Origin of the sequence: Myxococcus sp. CA040A (genome assembly GCF_013336725.1) — a bacterium.
In the GTDB taxonomy this organism is placed as follows: Bacteria; Myxococcota; Myxococcia; order Myxococcales; family Myxococcaceae; genus Myxococcus; species Myxococcus llanfairpwllgwyngyllgogerychwyrndrobwllllantysiliogogogochensis.
The window spans coordinates 1,080,700-1,097,844 of the sequence record NZ_JABUMR010000004.1 but is presented as its reverse complement, the minus strand read 5'-3'; the positions used below and the strand labels follow the sequence as shown (position 1 = coordinate 1,097,844).

The following is a 17,145-nucleotide window of genomic DNA, read 5'->3' as shown; positions in this document are numbered from 1 at the left end:
TTCAGGCGGCCGTGTCGTAGGCGACGGGGAGCGGGGTGGACTCGAGGTAGCGCAGGACGTCATCCAGGTGGCGGTACACGCGCACCTCGTGGCGGATGATGTCCTCGATGCGGCCGTCGGGGCCGATGATGAACGTGACGCGACGGTCCACCCGGAGCACCGGCCAGAGCACGTCATAGGCCCGGCTGATGACCCGGTCCGGGTCTCCGAGCAGGGAGAAGTGGATGTCTTCCTTCTCCGCGAAGGCGCACTGGGTGCGCTGGGTGTCCACGGAGACGCCCACCAGCTCCGCGCCCAGCTCCTGGAGGCGGTGGTGGTTGTCCCTGAACGCCCGGTTCTCGATGGTGCAGCCGAGCGTGAAGGCCTTGGGAAAGAAGAACAGGACGACCCTGCGGCCCCGGAGCGCGGACAGGCTCAGGGGCGCGCCATGGCAGTCCGTGGCGGAGAAGTCCGGCGCGAGGTCTCCAATGGCGAGCATTCCGACGGCTCCCTTTCTGGTGGCCGCGACGGTCCACCGGTACCACGTTTTCCGCGCGAGTCCGGGGACGTATTCCCCACCGGACGCCACCCGTTCTCCCCTCGACTGCGGGACTGTGTCCTTCCCAAGTCCCGGGGAGGGGCGCGTCCTGCATCGCATGGTTGGAGTCACCGGGGTGTTAAGTAATGTTGAGCGCCGCGCCAGGGGGTGGAGCCGTCAACGCACCCGGCGACGCCCGGTGCGGCGCTCACACCCCCCTCACTCCCGCGGAACGTAAGCCAGGCCGTCAGGGGCTTCAGCGAAACCCACGGGGGTTGAACAGGGGCTGTCTGTTCTGCTGGCAGTCAATGGTCTGCTGGATGAGGTTCGGATGGCGGAACGGGAGCAGGTTCATGCCCGGCGCGGCGAGTCCATCCGCCTCCAATTTGCTCTGGAGGAACTCGAGGCTCTCCTTGGGGGTGACTTGCGACTGGCAGGACTCGTCCAGGTAGACCTTGGGGTCGGGAAGGTAGTGGCCGGAGGCGGAGTCCGCCTGGGTGACCTGGCCTCCTTTCGCCAGCAGCATGCCCGCCGCATACACGTCGCCCCCTGACGCCAGATAGCTGTGGGGCACGGCGTTGTTCGTGGTGGCATCCGTCCCCGTGTAGGAGATGGCCACCCGCCCATCCTTCGCGCGGTGGGAATAGGCGTAGTAGCCGTCCTGGGCCAGGTCGTTCGGGCCCGACAGGAAGCTCACCCCGGGAATCTCGGTCGGGTCTTCGGGATAGCTCCACCTCCCCGTGGCGAATGCATTCAGCCAATCCTTCCAGACGCCATGATTGGACCAGGTCTTCGGCGCAACGGGGGCGTCGGCCATATCGCACGTGGGAAGAGGCATGGGCAGGAAGCTGTCCATGAGGCCGGGGACCTTGCACACGTCCTGCCGCAGGCCGGTCATGTTCGTCAGCGCGTTCGACGGGCCACTGGGGCCCATGGGGAGCGACATCGCATTCGCCTTGGGCAGGATGTTCTCCACCGCGCTCTGGGCCGCGAGGAACATGGTGCCGTACTTCAACACCTTCCACGCGAGCCCACCCCAGCCTCCCGAGTCCTGCTGCGTGTCCTTGTCATCAAGGTCCTCCTGCGGCCCCACCGGGTAGTCCGTCCCCTCCCGGGCATTCAGCTGCTGGGTCAGCAGGTCCGCGGCGTCTTCGTAGTACTCGAACTCCTGGTCCTCCCCCATGGCCGCGAGCTGCTGCTTCATCTCGGGCCAGTAGCGGTCGGGAATGCCTTTGTCCCAGAGGAACTCCTCCACCGTCTTCCAGGCCTCGTCGACGCTCTCCGTGATGTCACCACTGGTGATGCGCATGCGCTGGACGACGGGGGCCCGTGCTGGGCCGCGCTGCATCGCCGCCACCCTGGGGCTCGTGTTCAGCAATTGCTGGTAGCCGGACACGCGCTGGACCGGAGGGCTCTGATTGGCGCGTTGCTGGCATTGCGCGAGCCCCCGCTCCGCGCTCGTGTGGACTCCCTCCCCGCTCACGGTGCGCGAGGGATGGGCCATGCCGTGCATCTCAGAGGGGGCTGCATAGGCCGTCGCGCGCATGGGCTCAGCTCCTGTGGGCTGTCCCAAGAATAGACGCGGGGCTCGCCTCGGAAACAGTTGCTGGCGAGTCCTCCCACTCGAAGGGACTCCCCGCGTCGGGCCCCCTACCCGTGGAGTCGAGAGGGATGGGGATGGCTGTGATGCGGAAAGCCCTGTCATGGAAAGCCGCTACAGCGCGGGCGCGCGCCGCGTGGATGGGATTCAAGGCGCTGTCCGGGGATGTCGGGTCGTCAACGGTGCAGCCACGCCATGTCACTGGGTTGAGAGGATATGGTGCTCGGGGGTTGTCTGGAATTCGTGATGGGATTGCCCTGGGTGGCTGGGTGTCTGTTTTGTGGAGTGCGTTGTGATAGTCCTTGGGGGCGCCAATCCAGGCGTGACCGGCGTACCGGGAGGTTGCACATGGAACATTCGAACCGTGATGAAATCCTTGCGCAGACCCTGATGGAGATGCAGAGCGCGGAGCCCGAGGGCTTCGAGAGCTCCGGACTGAACCCCTGCAACCTGAGCGACTCCAACGCCGAGCACACCATCGGCATGTGGTCGATCTGGACCACCGAGCAGAACAACTAGTCGCACCGCGCGACTTCGCGGGCACCTGCCCCAGGCACTGGTGGTGGCCTGGGGCAGGCGTAAAGGCCGGGCGGGACGTCTGGCGCGGTGTTCATGCGCAAGGCCCCGAGCTTCAAACCATGGGCAATCTCAACCTGCTGCCGCAGCACATCCGGGGAGTCGCGAGATGAGCAAAGTGGACGAGCGAGTCTGGGCCGGCATCGATGTCCTGCTTGATGATTACGCGCGCCTCGTGCCGGAGGACCAGGTCCTCGTGGCCTACACGCCCGAGAGTCGCGAGTCCGCCGCGTGGATTGCCACCGTCTTGCGGATGCGTGGGATGGAGGCGGCCTTGTTGGGGATGCGGCCCAAGCCCTTCCCGGACGAGACCTTCCCTCAGCGCCTGGACGCGGCGTTGCCGCCTGCCGAGAGCCTCAAGGGCAAGCTGGTCATCATCACCGTCGAGCGCGACTCGATGTCGCACATGATGACCTTCCGCAACGCGCTGGCGCGCTATGACTTGGACAAGTGGCTGGCGGTGCGGATCATCAACGCCTCCCAGGACTTCTTCCTCAAGGCGCTGAACGTCAGGTCCGGGATGTTGTCGGAGCTCAACGCGGGCTTGCTGGACCGGTTCATGAAAGCGCGCGAGCTGAAGGTGAAGACTCCATCGGGAACGGACCTGCGTATCGGGCTCGACTCGGAGCGGTACCGGTGGATCAGCAACCGGGGCGTGTGGCGTCCTGGGAGCTTCGTCATCCTGCCCGCGGGAGAGGTGGCCACCTTTCCGGGCACCGTGGACGGTGTCCTGGTCGCCGACGGGGCCTTCAACATCAATGCCTTGACGCAGGTCGATGCGCGTCTGGCGAAGAATCCCATCCGCATCCGGATTCAGGACGGCCATGCCGTCGATTACGAGTGTGACAGTCCCGAAGTGAGCCGCCTGGTGGAGGCGGTCTTCGCCCAGCCCAACTCCAGACGGGTGGGGGAGGTGGGGTTCGGGACGAACGGAGGGCTGGGGGAGTTCATCTCCATGAACTCGCACATCAACGAACGCCATCCGGGCGTGCACCTGGGTTTTGGCCAGCACAACCAGAGCATCCATGTCCTGGACTACTACTCGCCCATCCACATGGACCTCATCTCCCCGGGAGGGCAGGTGTGGGTGGACGACGACCAGGTGCCGTTGGACCTGCTGAACCTCAAACCCTCGCAGGTGCCTCACCCCAAGCTGGTCTTCAACGAGGACATCGACGGGAACTGCTGCGGGTTGACCGGCGACGAGGAGATGCGGGAGGTGTGTCCGCTGCCGGATCGCCTGAAGGCCTCCACGCGGACCCAGCGGGCGGGATGAGCCCGGGCCCTCCGCCCGGTCTCTGGCGCAACGCCACCTTCCTGCGGCTGTGGGCGGCGCAGACCGTCACGTTGACGGGCTCGGCGGTGACCAAGGTGGCGCTGCCGCTCGTCGCGGTGACCATCCTGAACCTCACGCCCCAGCAGATGGGGTTGCTGATGGCCGTGGAGATTGCGCCGACCCTGCTGCTGCGGCTCCCCGCCGCGGCGTGGGCCGATGCGAGCTCGCGTCAGGTGCCCGTCCTGGTGGCGTGCAGCCTGACGAGCAGCCTGCTCATCGCCTCCATTCCGTTGCTCTGGTGGATGGGCCTGTTGAGCTTCGGGTTGCTCCTGGGGATGGCTTTTTGTCTGACCTCGGTGAGCGCCATTGGCGGGATGTTCGCCGCGCCCATCCTCCCCGCGGTGGTGGGGGACGGGCAGCTGGTGGAGGCCAATGGCCGGTTCAGCGTGACGCGCAACCTGGCGGACGTCTCGGGGCGCAGCCTGGGGGGCCTGCTCGTCTCCGTGCTCTCGGCGCCCGTGGCGCTGCTCGTGGACGCGGCCTCCTTCGCGGTGGCCGCGCTGCTGACGGTGGCCGTGCGTGTCCCCCGCAAGCCGCAGCATGTCCCGGCGAGGAACACGGCGAGCCTGAAGGGGCTCACCCTGGGCTTCTCGCTGCTGCTCCAGCGGCCCTTCCTGGGCCTGGGGCTCGTCATCGTCGGGTATCTCTGTCTGGCCAATGGCGTGGTCTCCGCTCTGCTGGTCCTCTTCATGTCCGGGGACCTGGGCATGTCGCCGTCGCTCATCGGTCCCATCGTCGGGGTGGGCTCCGTGGGGGGCATCGTCGCCAGCCTTCTCGTGGGGACCTTCCACCGGCGCCTGGGAGCGCAGTGGACCGTGGCGGTGGCAGTGGCCCTGCTCACCGGCTCGTTCGCGTTGCTGCCGCTGGCCCGGCCCGGGGCGCTGGGACTGGTGGCGTGCCTGAACTACGAGTTGATGGGCAGCTTCGGCGCCTCGCTCCTGCTCATCACGCTCTTCGCGGAGGTCCCCCGGCAGGTGCCCTCCAACGCGCTCGCCCGGGTCATGGCCGTCATCAGCCTGATGCCCGAGGTCTCGACGATGCTGGGCGCGCTCCTGGGCGGAACGCTGGGGACTTCGCTGGGCATCCCACGGGCCTTCGCGGTGAGCTTCGCCTTCGCCCTGCTGTCGGGGACCGCGCTGGCGCTGGGGCTCGCGTGGCGCCGTCGCCTGTTGCTCAAGCGCCAGGCCATGGTGGGAGGTTAGGACCCTGACGGCTCAAACGTACACGCTGGACAATGGGCTCACCGTCGTCTTCGAGCGACGAGACACCGCACGCGCTGTCGCCTTCCAGGTCTGGGTCCGGGCCGGCAGCGCGGACGAGCGGCCCGACCAACTGGGCCTGGCCCACCTGCATGAGCACATGCTCTTCAAGGGGACATCGCGTCGGGCACCCGGGGATATCGCTCGCACGGTGGAGGCCCATGGTGGGCAGATCAACGCCTGGACGAGCTACGACCAGACCGTCTTCCATGTCGTCATCGCCAGTCGGTTCGCCCGGCTGGGGCTGGACATCCTCGCGGACGCGGTGCGTGGCTCCTCGTTCGACGCGGGAGAGCTGGCGCGAGAAATCGAGGTGGTGTGCGAGGAGATCAAACGCAACGAGGACCTCCCCGCGCGGCGGGCCTCGCGGCAGTTGTTCGCCGCCGCCTACCCCCAGCATCCCTACGGACGCCCCGTGATTGGCACGGCCGCGAGCGTGCGCGACTTCACCCGGGAGCGGGTGCTCGAGTTCTACGCGCGGCACTACACCCCGCGAAACCTGGTGCTCAGTCTCGCGGGCGACTTCGACGAGTCGCGGCTGCGCGCATGGGTGGACGAACTTTTTGGCGGTGACTGGGGGCAGCACCACTCGGGGCCGATGCCGCGTCCCGCCGAGCCGGAGCGCACCGCGCCGCGGATATGCCTGCGAGAAGATGGCGTGAAGGAGGCCTGGCTGCATCTGGGCTTCTCCATCCCGGACGTCGCGCATCCGGACGTGCCGGCGCTGGACGTGCTGGCGCTGCTGACGGGGCAGGGGGAGCGCTCGCGGGTCATCCGGGAATGCAAACGGAGACAGGGCCTCGTCAGGGCGCTGGAGTCCTCGTCCTATACGCCCTTGGACCCCGGGCTCTTCTCCCTCCGGTTCACGCTCGCGCCGAACCAGGTCGCGGAGGCGGTGGAGGAGGAGCTGCGGGTGCTGGCCCGGCTGCGCGCGGAGCCGGTGCCCGCCGAAGAGCTGGCGATGTTGCAGGCCCACTTCGAGGCGCGGGCCGTGCAACAGCGCGAGGAGGTGCAGGAGCTGGCACGGCGGCTGGGCTACTACCAGTTCATGCTGGGCGGCCTGGAGGCGGAGGCGCGCTACCACGAGGCCATCGCTCGACTCACTCCGGAGCGATTGCACGAGGTGGCGGAGCGCTACCTGCGCTTCGACCGGGCTGTCCTTACGGGGCTGCTCCCCCAGGGCTGCGACTTCTCCACCGAACGGGCGGAGGCGTTGTTGATGCGGGCCGCGCACGACGGTGCGTCACGGGGGCGCGTGCCAGCCTCGGTGCGTGAAGGGCCAGCGCCGCTGCCTCGGCTCGTGAGGCGCAAGACGACCGAGACGGCTCAAGGGGTGGTGGAGTCGCGACTGCCTTCGGGGGCACGGGTGTTGGTGCTGGAGTCGCGCGCGGTGCCGCTCGTCGCGATGCGAGCCTGCTTCGCGGGCGGCGTGCGTTACGAGACCGCGGAGACCAACGGGCTCACCACGTTGCTGGGTCGCTGCCTCACGCGTGGCACGGCCACTCGCGATGCACAGGAGGTTATGCGGCGGGTCACCGCCATGGCGGGCTCGCTCCAGGGGGCCCATGGGCGCAACCTGGTGGAGCTTCGCGGCGAGTTCCTGTCACGCCACTTCCAGCCCGCGTTTCGTCTCTTCGCGGACTGCCTGCGCGCCCCGCTGTTCTCCGAGAGTGAGGTGGCTCGCGAACGCGGGAACTTGTCCAGGGAGCTGGGCACTCGCGATGGCAAGCCCGAGGGCCGGGTGTTCGATGTCCTCGCGAGCACGCTCTACCGCACGCATCCCTACCGGTTGCCGGTGTCAGGGGAGAGCCGCGCGGTGGCGCGACTGGGCCCCGAGTCGCTGCGTGCCTGGCATGCGGCCTACATGAACCCCGCGCAGATGGTGCTGAGCGTGGTGGGGGACGTGCGCGCGGAGGAGGTGCTGGCGCGAGCGCATGAGCTGTTCGGCGACGCTTCGGGAGCGCTGGCCGCACCGCCACCCGTGGCGCCAGAGCCGCTTCCGGAGTCGCCTCGCGAGCACAGGCAGGTGCTCGCGCGCTCCTTGACCCATCTGGCGCTGGGCTTCATGGGGGCACGGGTGACCGATACATGGCGCCACGCCTTGAAGGTGCTCAGCACGCTGCTCGCGGGGCAGGGCGGGCGATTGTTCCGCGAGCTGCGTGACAAACGCGCCATGGCCTACAGCGTGAACAGCTACAGCATGGAAGGCGTGGACCCTGGCTACTTCGCCATCTACATGGGGACGAGCCCGGAGAAGGTGACAGCGGCGCTGGTGGCCATCCGTTCCGAGCTGGAGCGGGTGAGGGACGAACGGGTGAGCGAAGAGGAACTGGAGCGGGCGCGCCAGCACCTCATCGGCACGCATGAGCTGGGGCTGCAGCGCAACGCCGCTCGTGCGGCGATGCTGGCGATGGATGGGTGTCTCGGGGTCGGACAGGAGAACTTCCAGCACTACGCGCAGCGGGTCTCCGAGGTGACGGCCGACCACGTGCGTGACGTGGCCCGGCGGGTCATCGACTTCGAACGCAGCGCCCTGGCGGTCGTCGGTCCCTGACGGGGGAAGGCCCTCGCGGCTCCGTCTCCATCATTGCGTGAGCATGAGCAGCGTGGCGCCGGCTTCCACCCGCGCCCACGGCTGGACGTTCTGCTCCACCGTGGGAAAGGGGCGCCCCGGCTCGGCGACGAAGAGCACCTTGGGGAAGACATTCACCAGCGTCTCCTGACCCTTCCCATCTCCATCGGAGAAGAACACCGAGAACCAGGGCATATAGGTCATTGGATCGTAATAGGTGCGCTTCGCGGGCGGCGGCATGAACCAGTCCAGGGGCAGCTCCACCTCGATGGCCTCCGGGGAGGTCCACCGAATCGTCGGCGGTGGCGTGTCCTTCTTCTTGGGAGGCTTGAACCACGTGGCCACGGGCACCCCCAACGCGTTGCGCGCGACCCCCAGCTCCACCGGCCGATTCTCCATGCGCTTGGTGGTGCCCCACTCCGACCAGCGCAGCTCGAGGTGGTCCGCCGCGAGGATGGCCTTGGGACTGGCATCTGCGGCAACGACTGTTTTGTCATCCTTCAGCCGGACACTGACCACCATCAGGTCGCCTCTGCGACGCAGGCTCACCGTCAGGTCCGCATCCTCGAGTCCCTTCCAGTTCTTCTGGCCCCAGGTGACCTTTCCCGGAGTCGGAAGCACCGTCGACTCCAGGTCCGTCACCACCTGCGCCGGGCCTTCCCACCGGGTCTCATTCCCCTCGGGGTCCTGTTCCTCCGAGGTCGGCGCCGTGTAGTTGTAGGTCTGGGCGCGCTGGGTCAGCAGGTCCATGCGGTTCGAACTGGAATATGTCGTCACGTGGCTCGCCACGAGCAACGGGCCGTTCCGGTCGAAGCGCAGCGACACCGATGACGAACTTCTCATCCCGGTTCGTGGCAGCAGCAGGACCGGCTTGCCCGTGTTTGACGCTTCCGGGGTGGGGGACGGGCAGTCCAGTTCGACGTCCAATCCCACGCCTGTGTTCACCGCGAAGCGCTCTCCGCTGGCCAGCCCCACCAGCGTGACCGGGGCTCCATCCCCGCGACTCGTTTCGTCGCTTTTCACCAGGGAATAGCAGACCACCTCGTCCTCGCGCCCATCACCGTCGAGGTCCACCTGGTATCGCGTCAGGACCTTTGGCTGCTCCTCCTTCGCTCGCGCGTCGAACCAGCTCGAGAAGGCGGCAGGCGCAGGCTCGGCGCGTGCGGCGGCGGGTGGCACGGAGTGAAGGGTGACAAGCACGGGCAGCCACGGGGCGAAGGCCATGACCCCTCACTGAACCCCGGGAGATACATGCATGCAAGGGCAGACCTCGACGCCGAGGGCACCTGGATGAAATCGTCGCCGTGTCGATCTCCCGGAAGGCCGTTCGTCGCGAGGGTAGAGGCAGCGCCCCCGGGGCGGTCCAGGAGCCTTGCCACCAAACCAGAAGTGACACCGAGGAGGAGTACGCCATGGGAACGGGAACGACGCTGAACGCAGAGGTCACCGGAGCGGGCCAGGACACGAAGTCGTTTGCTCGCCACCTTCCAACCGTTGCGAGGGTCCTGTTGGGGCTCCTCTTCTTCGTCTTCGGGCTGAACGGCTTCCTGAACTTCATCCCGCCGCCTTCCGAGCCCATTCCCGAAGGCGCCATGGCGCTCAGCATGGCGTTCATGAAGTCGGGTTACATGATGCCGCTCATCAAGGGCACCGAGGTGCTCGTGGGCTTGCTGCTGCTGACGAACCGCTTCGTGCCGCTGGCGCTGGCCCTCCTCGCGCCCGTCGTCGTCAACATCGTCGCATTCCATGCCTTCCTCGCCCCGACCGGCATCGTGATGACCGTCGTCGTCCTGGCCCTCCACCTCTATCTGGCCTGGGCGTACCGGGCGACCTACCGCCCCATGCTCGTCGCGCGGGCGGTGCCCGGCGCGAAGTGAGCGTTGCGGCGCGGGGAGCCACTCACCCCTATGCCGCGGAGACGTTGGTGTAACCACCATCCACGGGGAGCACGCTCCCCATCATGTAGCGAGAGGACTCCGAGGCAAGCAGCAACAGGGGCCCATCCAGCTCCTCGAGGTGGCTGGTCCACCATGGCCCGGCCCTCCGCGGTGGCGAGGAACTCCCGGTTGATATTCGTCTCGAAGTAGCCGGGCGCCAGCGCGTTGACCCGGATGCCGTGGGGCGCCAGGTCGATGGCGAGTGCACGGGTCAGGTGATTGACGCCCGCCTTCGAGGCGCACTACGCGGGCAGTCCTCCCTGCACCACGCTGCCGAGGATGGATGAGACATTGATGAAGGAGCCCCCTCGTCCGTGCCAGATGAGATGGCGAGCCGTCTCCTGCGCCATCGTCCTCGCGCACCTTTCACGCCTCGGTGACTTCCCGCGCCCAGGCGTGCTGCGGCTGGAGGGACTCCCAGGTGGCTTCACGCCCACCTGGGAGTCTGTCCTTTCCTCGTCAGGGCGCCCTGTCGAAGTGGGCCTCCAACTTCACGTCTGCGTAGGCCGGGCGGGCCACGAGCATGAGGTAGTAATAGCCTCCGGTCGCGGGTGAGGCGATTTCCACCGTCTCGTCATTGCCCGGGAGGTAGGGCCGGTAGTCGTACACCGTCGTCGTGGGCCACGTGCCGGCGCGGGCGTACAGGTCCGCGTTGCCGGTGCCGCCGCTTGCCTTGAGGCGCAGGTTGCTCGCTCCGGGGGGCACGTAGAGATAGAAGTAGTGCACGCTGCCGGTGGAGGCGAGCGGGCCCCGATAGCAGCCGTTGTCCAGTCCCATGGGGTTGGAAGCCGTGCAGGGCGGGGTGGGGCCGGGTCCGGAACCGGGTGGGATGCAGATGCTCGGGTCCGTGGCTGTCGCGACGCAGTCGATCCACTGGTGGAACTCCACGTCGTTCGCCGTGCCCAATGCATCCAGGGACTGGCGATAGGTGCTGTAGTTGCCCGCGCGGAACTGTTCGACGAAGGTGTCCACCTGGTCTGAGTGGCGCTCGAACATGAAGCGCGTCGCCAGATAGCCCCACGAGTACACGCGGTCGGTGCTGCTGTTGTAGTCATTGCGGAGGATCTGGCTGAGCTGGAAGGTCTTGCCCCGGCCCAGCGCCACCGCGCTGGCATTGTCGCTTTTCTTGGAGATGTACTCAGCCAGGCCTTCGATCCACCAGACGGTGGGCTGGCTGATGCTCGTGGTGAAGTCGCCCTTCATGTTGAAGCGGCCGTCCAGGTAGTGGATGTATTCGTGCCGCAGGTTCCAGATTTCAAAGGCGGGCCGCAGCCACTCCGCCTCGTAGGCGATGAAGCGGGCCTGATTGCCGGAGGCGGCGGGGTTTCCCTCCAGGTACATGCCGCCATTGTTGGTGTTGATGCCGAACAACACTCCGCCGTACGTCTGGTAGTCGAACCTGCTGTCGAAGACGACCATCTCCAGGGACGTGTTGTTGTCGCTCGCCACGGGCACGCGGTGGGTCTTCAGCGTGTCGTGGAAGGAGGACTCCTGCGTGGCGACCTGGTCGCAGCTCTGCGTGAGCTGTGGGGCCGTCATGTCCTGCACGCGCATGCGCAGCGTGGGGCCACACGTATGGGTGATGCCGAGCACCGTCTGCTCCAGCGTCCGCCGGAAGTCGCAGACACCGTAGTAGGCGCAGTTGGCTCCATCGTAGAACTCGACCATCTCCGCCGAGCCCACCCAGAGGCCCGCGGTGGGGCCCGTCATCGAGTGGTTGTCGATGACCGTCTTCACCAGGGGGCGCGTCTTGTTCTGGAGGGTTCCGGAGTGCTGGACGAAGCGAGCCATCTCTCGCGCCGCGTTGACGGTGAGGTACTGGTTGGACGTGGCCAGCAGGTGCTCGGTGCGGGTGATGAAGGAGTCGAGCGAGTCGATGAGGGACATGTCCGCCCGCACGGCCGCGACGAAGTCCGTGTTGAATTGACCCCGATAGATGCCGTTGAAGACGCTGTTGGTGGCGCCGCGCATGTATGTGGAGGCCACGGTGGTGTCATTGAATCGGTCCAGCAGGCCCCGCAGGGTGCCCAGGTGCCAGGCGGTCTCTCCCGCGCTGTCGATGAGGGTGACGAACTCCTGCAGCACCGCGCCGTGCGCGTCGTTGTTGTCCGTGAAGTGGCTGTTGGCGACGAAGGCCGCGAGCGCCGGGCGGATGGCGTTGCGCAGCGGGGTGCCGTAGCTGCCCACCGAGCCCGACTGGTAGAACTGCACGTAGTAGCCGGCGCGCAGGAACAGGATGAGCTGGAGCGTCTGGGCGGTGTTGTCGCCCACGTACTGTTGGGCGTTGACCGTGAGCGCATTGGCGACGGTGACCATCTTGCTCTCGGCGAAGACCTGGCCGGCCTGCGTTCCCGTGACACCGAACAGCGTGTTGAGACACTCCGCCGTGGAGCCCTTCACCAGCGTGACGAGCCCGGTGCCACTGGCCGATGCGAAGGCCGCCGTGTCACAGGCGACCAGCAGGGCCCGCGAAAGTGCGACAGGAACATGCTCCCGGTGCAGTTCCTCGGGGGAGACATCCGGCTCACGCTGGTCGGGCCGGATGCGTTGATGGGTGTGTTCCAGCCCGTGGGACTTCCAGGAAGACTCGGCGGGCGGGGGACTCCTCGGGCGGGCGAGTGCCCCCGCCGAGAAGAGGGTGAGCGTGACAGCGAAGGCGATGGGACTGCGATACCAATCCGTGACAGGACAGCGCATGGACTCATGCTCCTGGGTGATAGGGCCTGCTGCGCGGTGTCAGCCGTTCCGGCCGACTCGGGTCGTGCTGGTGAAGTCGCGATAAAATAGTATTAGCAGTCAGGTCTGACAGTGGGGCGGGCTGCCGCGGGCCGGGTCCAGGAGGGCGCGCTCCGATGGGCGCCTACGCTGGTCCCAGGGCGTGGAACCGAGGACGCCGTCCTCTCCAGGGGTTACTTCACTGAGAGTCCAAGTCGACCTTGTCGTTTCCCTGAGCTTTCGCGATGATGGATGCAGGGAAAGCCTGATTTCGTGGAGGGTGCGTCATGTCCGAGGAAAGACACACACGAGATATCGAAAACAAGCTCGACCACCACACCGCGGGTGGCACGGAAGGCGGGAAGTGTCTGAATCGACACGAGTCCCGCAAGCCGAACAACTCCTGCAGCCACATCTGGCAGGCCACGAAGAAGGCCCAGAGTGACGACGGGCTGTATAACTGGCCTCGCTACAAGGACATGCCGGGCACAATCCAGGTCTTCTTCCAGGGGCGCGAGGCGGAAGCCGGCAAGCCCCAGAAGGGAGATTGGGACGTCAAGGCCGGGAACTTCGACACCCACTGCGACGTGCCCTACTTCCACGAGGCGCATCACGTCATCCCGAATTCGACCCTGAGCACCACCATCAGTGACTACCTGGGCAACCCGGATGAAGGGGGCTCGCCGGAGCTGGTCACGGTGGTCCGGGGTGGGCTGCTCACCGCGGGCTACAATCTCAACCATATGGACAACATGATCATGCTCCCCCTCGACGCGACCGTCGCGCGGGTCATGCGCCTGCCCCGACACCGGACGCTGCCCAAGATGTATCACGGTGTCTACAGTGATCATGTCAAGAGCGAGCTGAAGGCGCTGCTCGCCGACAACCTCGAGGACCTGGTCGATCACGAGGCCCCCAAGTACAAGGACTTCAAGGACAAGCTCATTGCCCTGTCCAATCGCCTCTATGGCTCCATCAAGCAGGCCGGCGAGGACGGGGTGGACGCGCTCGACCGTATGGCGAAGGAACTTTTCAAGCAGCAGAGCGCCAGTTGAGACACGGTGGTGCTCACCCCGGAGGGAAGTGAATGAAGTATTTCCTGTTGTCGACGGTCGGAGACCTCAACGACCGCGATCTTTGCCTGATTGATGATCCTCCCAAGGGGATTGGCCTGCGCCGTTTCCTGATGACCAAGGGCCGGCCAGCCAAGGCTTTCTACCCCGCGGAGGCCAAGATCTTCCTGCGCGAAGAGAACCCAGGCATCAAGCTCTCTTCCGTGCTGGGGAACACGGAGAACTACCTCATCGCCTCATCCGAGGTGAAGACGGTGTTCGAGCAGCTCTGCGCGGGCTGCGATATCGAATATCTCCCCTTCGACTTGTATGACCACCGCGAGCGGCTCTACAGCAAGGATTACTTCATCATCAATCCCATCGGTGCGCTCGACTGTCTCGACGAGCAGGCCAGTGGCGTCACCTATGGTGAAGAGGGGAGTGTCATCGACATCGCGGAGTTCGTGCTGGATGACAAGAAGGTGGGGCAGGCCGCCGCGCTGTTCCGAATCGACAAGAAGCCCAGCAAATATGTCGTGGATGAGCGCTTCGCCCAGGCCGTCGAGGCGCGGGGGTTCACCAACGTCCTGCTGACACCGCTCCGCTTGTCGGGACAGGGCTGACGGCCCGGGGGCGGCCTGGGAGGCATGCGTGGTGCTCTCGATTACAGGACTGGGAATGGTCACCAGCGTGGGGCTGGACGTCGTCCAGGCCTGCGCGTCGCTCCGGGCGGGCCTCACGAGGCCCCGGCAGCTTGTCTACTTCCCCGTCCTCGACGAGGAGAGTCAGGAGCGCGTGCCGGTGATGGGCCATCCCATCCAAGGCTTCACCGACGGGTTCGGGCCCGTGGGCAGGTGGATTCGACTCGCGCGAGGAGGGGTGGACGACCTGCTGTCGCTCGGGCAGGTGCCGGGTCGCGAGGACTCGGACTTCTGGCGGCGGACGGGACTCATCTGGGTGGGGCCTGTCTTGGATGAGTCCCGCTTCATGGAGGCACGCCAGCTGAGGCCCGACGTGTTGACGAGTACCTTCTGCCTGCAACTGAAGAAGGCCCTGGAGCTTCCGCTCGTCAGCGACTGTCACGCCATCCACCAGGGACACGCGGGTATGGCGGCGGCGCTCCAGTATGCCTCGCGGCAGCTGTCCCGCTCCGCCGTCGATCGCTTCCTCATCGTGGCCATGGACTCCTACCTGGACATGCTCAGCCTGGAGTGGCTGCAGTCCCACCGGAGGTTGAAGTCTCCTGACGTGCCGGTCGGCCTGATGCCGGGCGAGGCCGCGGCATGCATCCTGGTGGAGTCCCCCCTGTCCGCGCGCAGGAGGGGCATCACGCCCCAGGCCTCCGTGAGCGCCGCCTCGGTGGGACAGGAGCAGGACCTGTTCGTGACCCAGCGGCCGAGGGTCGGGCAGGTGCTGGCGGACACCATCGTCGACGTGCTCACGAAGGCGCCGGGGCCCACGGGCGCCTTCCAAGGAGACATCATCAGCGACCTCAATGGCGAGGTCTGGCGGGCCTCGGAATGGGGCCACGCACGCGTGAGGCTCGGCGACCGGCTGGATGAGTCTCATCGCCTGGTCATCTCAGGCACCTCCCTGGGGGATACCGGCGCCGCGAGTGGTGCCGTGGCCCTCTGCGTGGCGGTCCGGTCATTTCTTCGCAAGTACGCGTCCAGTTCCCGAAGCCTGGTGGTATCCAGCTCGGAGCATGGCTGGGTCGGTGCATTCGTCGTCAGCGCGGAGGCCTGAGCCGCATGTCTTCCAAGTTCCTCCAGGTGTTTGTCAGCAATGCCCGGTCCGACAACGCGGAGTTGTTGAAGGCCTTGGATGCGAACGCGAGTCTTCAGCAGGTCTTGACCTTCTGCGAGAACTATCGGATTCGCGGGATTGGTCGCTTCCTCCTCTACGGTGACGCGGAGGCGCTGCATGCGTGCCTCTACAAGAGTGGCCGCGCCTACCTGTCGCTCATGGAGAAGGTGCCGGAGTCCCAGTGGGTGACGAGCCGCTCGGCGCCGTTCTTCGACGCCCTGGCCGCCCAGGACCTCGACGGCGCCGGGGAGATTGCCAGACGCGCCAGACGCACCTGGCAACAAGGGATGGAATACAAAGAGGACTTTCTCTACGTCCATTTCCTGATGAGTCGTTTCTTCCTCGGGGAGACGGATGCTCGGTTGGTGGAGCTCCTGGCGGATTACGAGCAGGTGCTGCAGGGCTCGGAGGACCTCCGCCTCCCGCTCTGCCACGCCCTCCTGAAGGGAGATGGGGAAGAAGTGGCGCGGGGATTGGAGACGTTCCTTGTCGCGGAGCGGTCCCGTCAGGACCGCCTCCTGCAGCGGGAGAAGATCTCCGAGGAGCGCTGGGCCACGGTCGCGCAGGTGTCGGTCGAGGGACTGGCGTTGATGACCCTGGCTGAACACGCGGGGCTGCCCCTGGTGGGCGAGTTTCCATTCGTGCCCTCCCTGGCGCGTGCGCGTGGCAGGCCGCGGCTGCCAGTGGATTCGTGGCGCAGCCTCGATTGAGCGCCGTCCGTGGAGGGGTATTCCTCGCGCGAAAGCGTCTCCACCGGAGACGACGGGCCCGGAGACGACACGGGCCCGTCCGCGCTCCACTCGGCCTAGAAGCAATCCCCACAGGCGTAGTCGCCCGTGGGTCCCGCGTCGTAGAACTCCGTGCCCGACTGACAATACAGATGCAGGACGTTGTAGTGCCCGGGCCCGCCGTAGTTGCAGGGAGGCGCATGGGCCGCCAGTCGCTTGCAAGCCCAGAGATAGACATCCGTGTAACCCGCTGGACAGCTTGGCGCGAGCGACTGCTCCTGTGAGGAATCAGCGGGTGCTGACTCCTCCGCCGCCACGCCACCGCAGCCCATCACCAGACTCGCCACCAGGAACGAGACACCCCTCAAAGGCACTCTTCGCACGTGACCTCCCGGAGAAGCATTCATGTCTGTACGGCGCCAGCATGATAGCGAATTCCGCGAAGAACATCCGACGGCGAGGGGAGCCGTTGAGGGGCGTGTGTAGGCGAGGAGGGGATGAGGCGCGCCGCTGGCGGAGCCGTCGGAGCTGCGTGCCAGGCCGGGCGGAGGGACTGCTCCGCCCGGCCGTGAGTCAGACGGCTAGCAGTTCTGGACGCACGCCGAAACGGTCGAGGACGGGCGGCTCGTCGCGCTGCTCCCGCAGACGTACTGCTCGTTGCCGCACTCCTGGCGGTACTTCTGGGTGCCAGCCTGGTACTGCTTGCAGGCCCAGAACTTCCATCGGTACGTGCCGCCAGTGCAGGCGGGGTCCGAGTAGCCGCCCGCGCCCCAGTCACGACAATTGTTCTGGAACGTGCCCATGGCACAGGCCCGTTGCTCCACGTCATCCACGAAGACTTCTGATTCTCGCGGCTCGGTCTCCGCGCCGCCGCAAGCGCTCACGCATGCCACCACCGCCCCCAGGAACAACGAACGCACGAAGTGCTTCGACATGGTTCGACTCCATCGGTTGTGTGTCAGCTCGCCGTCCACCGGGTGTCTGCCCTGGCGAAGCCAGTCGCGGGCGGCGGGTGGGCGCCTTATCCCAGACGTCTTCATCCGCCAG

At 66.5% G+C, this 17,145-nt stretch carries 16 protein-coding genes; 9 read left to right on the top strand and 7 right to left on the bottom strand.

Annotated features, from left to right (window positions below):
- Position 1: 1 nt before the first annotated feature.
- Both HUA75_RS21540 and HUA75_RS21535 read right to left on the bottom strand, forming a co-directional pair.
- On the bottom strand, positions 2 to 478 hold the full coding sequence (locus tag HUA75_RS21540) for a peroxiredoxin (protein WP_174461779.1): 477 nt from the start codon (positions 476 to 478) through the stop codon (positions 2 to 4).
- 295 nt (positions 479 to 773) lie between these two features.
- On the bottom strand, positions 774 to 2,063 hold the full coding sequence (locus tag HUA75_RS21535; RefSeq protein WP_174487423.1) for a hypothetical protein: 1,290 nt from the start codon (positions 2,061 to 2,063) through the stop codon (positions 774 to 776).
- Between the two features lie 402 nt (positions 2,064 to 2,465).
- Here HUA75_RS21535 and HUA75_RS21530 point away from each other — a divergent pair, with 402 nt between their 5' ends.
- From HUA75_RS21530 to HUA75_RS21515, 4 genes are all read left to right on the top strand, one after another.
- Positions 2,466 to 2,636 (top strand): hypothetical protein, encoded by a 171-nt coding sequence (locus tag HUA75_RS21530; protein ID WP_174457234.1) that lies wholly within the window; start codon positions 2,466 to 2,468, stop codon positions 2,634 to 2,636.
- A 166-nt stretch (positions 2,637 to 2,802) separates the two neighbouring features.
- Positions 2,803 to 3,969, top strand: coding sequence for an aminopeptidase (locus HUA75_RS21525; protein WP_174487422.1), 1,167 nt, complete (start codon positions 2,803 to 2,805; stop codon positions 3,967 to 3,969).
- On the top strand, positions 3,966 to 5,231 hold the full coding sequence (locus tag HUA75_RS21520) for an MFS transporter (RefSeq protein WP_141648383.1): 1,266 nt from the start codon (positions 3,966 to 3,968) through the stop codon (positions 5,229 to 5,231). Before HUA75_RS21525 ends, HUA75_RS21520 begins: the two co-directional genes overlap by 4 nt.
- A gap of 4 nt (positions 5,232 to 5,235) precedes the next feature.
- Positions 5,236 to 7,842 (top strand): pitrilysin family protein, encoded by a 2,607-nt coding sequence (locus HUA75_RS21515; RefSeq protein ID WP_174487495.1) that lies wholly within the window; start codon positions 5,236 to 5,238, stop codon positions 7,840 to 7,842.
- A 30-nt stretch (positions 7,843 to 7,872) separates the two neighbouring features.
- Here the strand turns inward: HUA75_RS21515 and HUA75_RS21510 are convergent, their stop codons facing one another.
- Positions 7,873 to 9,084 carry a hypothetical protein gene (locus HUA75_RS21510; protein ID WP_174487421.1) on the bottom strand — a complete coding sequence of 404 codons (1,212 nt, stop codon included), beginning with the start codon at positions 9,082 to 9,084 and terminating at the stop codon, positions 7,873 to 7,875.
- 188 nt (positions 9,085 to 9,272) lie between these two features.
- Between HUA75_RS21510 and HUA75_RS21505 the strand changes: the two genes are divergently transcribed.
- A complete protein-coding gene (locus HUA75_RS21505) occupies positions 9,273 to 9,737 on the top strand; it encodes a DoxX family membrane protein (protein WP_174487420.1) in 465 nt (154 codons plus the stop codon).
- Here the strand turns inward: HUA75_RS21505 and HUA75_RS47950 are convergent.
- Both HUA75_RS47950 and HUA75_RS21495 read right to left on the bottom strand, forming a co-directional pair.
- Positions 9,692 to 9,988 (bottom strand): hypothetical protein, encoded by a 297-nt coding sequence (locus HUA75_RS47950; RefSeq protein ID WP_371746165.1) that lies wholly within the window; start codon positions 9,986 to 9,988, stop codon positions 9,692 to 9,694. The genes HUA75_RS21505 and HUA75_RS47950 overlap by 46 nt on opposite strands.
- A gap of 268 nt (positions 9,989 to 10,256) precedes the next feature.
- Complete coding sequence (locus HUA75_RS21495) at positions 10,257 to 12,494, bottom strand: M9 family metallopeptidase (protein ID WP_174487419.1); 2,238 nt, start codon at positions 12,492 to 12,494, stop codon at positions 10,257 to 10,259.
- A gap of 305 nt (positions 12,495 to 12,799) precedes the next feature.
- On the opposite strand from HUA75_RS21495, the gene HUA75_RS21490 reads away from it, so the two are divergent.
- From HUA75_RS21490 to HUA75_RS21475, 4 genes are read left to right on the top strand one after another with little or no spacing between them, the layout of a single operon-like run.
- Positions 12,800 to 13,567: an AHH domain-containing protein gene (locus HUA75_RS21490; RefSeq protein WP_174487418.1), complete on the top strand. Its 768-nt coding sequence runs from the start codon at positions 12,800 to 12,802 to the stop codon at positions 13,565 to 13,567.
- Between the two features lie 32 nt (positions 13,568 to 13,599).
- The gene (locus tag HUA75_RS21485; RefSeq protein WP_174487417.1) at positions 13,600 to 14,187 is read left to right on the top strand and encodes an imm11 family protein; all 588 of its coding nucleotides are present in this window, start codon (positions 13,600 to 13,602) and stop codon (positions 14,185 to 14,187) included.
- Between the two features lie 28 nt (positions 14,188 to 14,215).
- The gene (locus HUA75_RS21480) at positions 14,216 to 15,310 is read left to right on the top strand and encodes a hypothetical protein (protein WP_174487416.1); all 1,095 of its coding nucleotides are present in this window, start codon (positions 14,216 to 14,218) and stop codon (positions 15,308 to 15,310) included.
- A 5-nt stretch (positions 15,311 to 15,315) separates the two neighbouring features.
- Positions 15,316 to 16,080 (top strand): immunity 49 family protein, encoded by a 765-nt coding sequence (locus HUA75_RS21475; RefSeq protein ID WP_174487415.1) that lies wholly within the window; start codon positions 15,316 to 15,318, stop codon positions 16,078 to 16,080.
- Between the two features lie 95 nt (positions 16,081 to 16,175).
- On the opposite strand, the gene HUA75_RS21470 is transcribed toward HUA75_RS21475, so the two are convergent.
- Both HUA75_RS21470 and HUA75_RS21465 read right to left on the bottom strand, forming a co-directional pair.
- A complete protein-coding gene (locus tag HUA75_RS21470) occupies positions 16,176 to 16,481 on the bottom strand; it encodes a hypothetical protein (RefSeq protein WP_371746160.1) in 306 nt (101 codons plus the stop codon).
- 198 nt (positions 16,482 to 16,679) lie between these two features.
- Positions 16,680 to 17,033 carry a hypothetical protein gene (locus HUA75_RS21465; RefSeq protein WP_174487413.1) on the bottom strand — a complete coding sequence of 118 codons (354 nt, stop codon included), beginning with the start codon at positions 17,031 to 17,033 and terminating at the stop codon, positions 16,680 to 16,682.
- Positions 17,034 to 17,145 lie beyond the last annotated feature (112 nt).

Excerpts from the sequence above, each read along its gene's own strand:
- HUA75_RS21540 (WP_174461779.1), bottom strand. The coding sequence starts at position 478 with ATGCTCGCCATTGGAGACCTCGCGCCGGACTTCTCCGCCACGGACTGC.
- HUA75_RS21490 (WP_174487418.1), top strand. The coding sequence starts at position 12,800 with ATGTCCGAGGAAAGACACACACGAGATATCGAAAACAAGCTCGACCAC.
- HUA75_RS21495 (WP_174487419.1), bottom strand. The coding sequence starts at position 12,494 with ATGCGCTGTCCTGTCACGGATTGGTATCGCAGTCCCATCGCCTTCGCT.
- HUA75_RS21520 (WP_141648383.1), top strand. The coding sequence starts at position 3,966 with ATGAGCCCGGGCCCTCCGCCCGGTCTCTGGCGCAACGCCACCTTCCTG.
- HUA75_RS21475 (WP_174487415.1), top strand. The coding sequence starts at position 15,316 with ATGTCTTCCAAGTTCCTCCAGGTGTTTGTCAGCAATGCCCGGTCCGAC.
- HUA75_RS21505 (WP_174487420.1), top strand. The coding sequence starts at position 9,273 with ATGGGAACGGGAACGACGCTGAACGCAGAGGTCACCGGAGCGGGCCAG.
- HUA75_RS21535 (WP_174487423.1), bottom strand. The coding sequence starts at position 2,063 with ATGCGCGCGACGGCCTATGCAGCCCCCTCTGAGATGCACGGCATGGCC.
- HUA75_RS21525 (WP_174487422.1), top strand. The coding sequence starts at position 2,803 with ATGAGCAAAGTGGACGAGCGAGTCTGGGCCGGCATCGATGTCCTGCTT.
- HUA75_RS21465 (WP_174487413.1), bottom strand. The coding sequence starts at position 17,033 with ATGTCGAAGCACTTCGTGCGTTCGTTGTTCCTGGGGGCGGTGGTGGCA.
- HUA75_RS21510 (WP_174487421.1), bottom strand. The coding sequence starts at position 9,084 with ATGGCCTTCGCCCCGTGGCTGCCCGTGCTTGTCACCCTTCACTCCGTG.
- HUA75_RS21530 (WP_174457234.1), top strand. The coding sequence starts at position 2,466 with ATGGAACATTCGAACCGTGATGAAATCCTTGCGCAGACCCTGATGGAG.
- HUA75_RS21485 (WP_174487417.1), top strand. The coding sequence starts at position 13,600 with ATGAAGTATTTCCTGTTGTCGACGGTCGGAGACCTCAACGACCGCGAT.